This is a genomic window from Deinococcus pimensis DSM 21231 (genome assembly GCF_000519345.1).
GTDB classification, from domain to species: domain Bacteria; phylum Deinococcota; class Deinococci; order Deinococcales; family Deinococcaceae; genus Deinococcus_A; species Deinococcus_A pimensis.
This window is the reverse complement of the sequence record NZ_KI912635.1, coordinates 1-1262: the sequence shown is the minus strand read 5'-3', so window position 1 is coordinate 1262 and position 1262 is coordinate 1. Positions and strand designations below refer to the sequence as shown.

At 71.9% G+C, this 1262-nt stretch carries 3 protein-coding genes; 1 reads left to right on the top strand and 2 read right to left on the bottom strand.

The annotated features are described in order from the left end of the window. A partial coding sequence (locus DEIPI_RS0107045; protein WP_157463531.1) for a protease complex subunit PrcB family protein occupies positions 1 to 199 on the top strand: 199 nt, incomplete at its 5' end. Between the two features lie 57 nt (positions 200 to 256). On the opposite strand, the gene map is transcribed toward DEIPI_RS0107045, so the two are convergent. Next, positions 257 to 1018 (bottom strand): type I methionyl aminopeptidase, encoded by a 762-nt coding sequence (gene map, locus DEIPI_RS0107040; protein ID WP_027481309.1) that lies wholly within the window; start codon positions 1016 to 1018, stop codon positions 257 to 259. 57 nt (positions 1019 to 1075) lie between these two features. Beyond that, the coding region (locus tag DEIPI_RS39145; RefSeq protein ID WP_045233829.1) for a GNAT family N-acetyltransferase at positions 1076 to 1262 on the bottom strand (187 nt) is incomplete at its 5' end.

Here is a 1262-nt window from a genome sequence, read left to right as displayed (position 1 = left end):
GTACGGCGTGACCTTCGTGTCGGCCCGCGCGAGCGGCGACACGGTCGTCGTGACGGTCCGCACGAGCGCGCCGGGGCCGGGCACCATCACCACGCAGGCCCTCACGAGTCCCTTCGTGAGCGTGCAGGTGCCGGGCCGCTTCGCGCGCGCGGTGGTGCAGGACGAGTCGGGCCGCGTGCTCGCGCAGAGCGGCCAGTGACGGCGAGGAAGGAGGGCCGCGAGCGTTGGCGCTCGCGGCCCTCCTTCCGGCAGGGTCCTACTGGCTGAGGATCTCGTGGCCGGCGTCGGTCACGACGATGGTGTGCTCGAACTGCGCGCTGGGCTTCCCGTCGGCGGTCACGACGGTCCAGTGGTCGTCGAGGAGTTCCGTCTTGGGCGTGCCGAGGTTGATCATCGGCTCGACCGTGAAGACCATGCCGGGCTCCAGCCGCAGACCGCTGTTGGGGCGGCCCCAGTGGTACACGGTGGGTTCCTCGTGCAGGCGGCGGCCCACGCCGTGCCCGGTGTACTCGCGGACGACGCCGTACCCGCGCGACTCCGCGAGGGTCTGGATGGCGTGCCCGACGTCACCGAGACGCCCGCCGGGCTTCACGGCGGCGAGGCCGGCGTTCAGGCACTCGCGGGCGGTGTCGACGAGCTTGCGCACGTGCGGCGCGACGTTCCCGACGGTGTAGGTGTAGCAGGCGTCGCCGTAGAAGCCGTCCATGCGCACGCCGATGTCCACGCCGACGATGTCGCCCTCGCGCAGGCGGCGCGCCGTGGGGATGCCGTGGCAGATGACCTCGTTCACGGAGGCGCAGATGGTGCCGGGGAAGGGCACGCCGTTGGGCGCGTAGCCCTTGTAGGCGGGTTCCGCGCCGGCGGCGCGGATGTGCTCCTCGGCGATGCGGTCGAGCTCGGAGAGGCTCACGCCGGGACGGACGTGTTCCTCCAGGACGCGGAAGGTCTCCGCGACGAGGTGGTTCGCCCGGCGCAGCGCCTCGATCTCACGAGCGTTCTTGAGGATGATGCGGGCCATGAGGGCCAACATAACACGCGCGCCCGGGGAGCTTTCGGCACGATCAGACGATTCGTGTCAGGGAGCGAGGCGCTTCTCGTAGCAGTCGAGCGGGATCACGCGGTCCCCGCCGGGCGTGAGCCGCAGGTGCCCGCGCCGCAGGTAGCCGAGCCGCTCGTAGAAGCGCGACGACGCGGTGTTCGGCGCGTACGTCTCCAGCCGCAGCCAGCGCGCGCCGCGCGAGCGCGCGAGCTCCTCGACGATC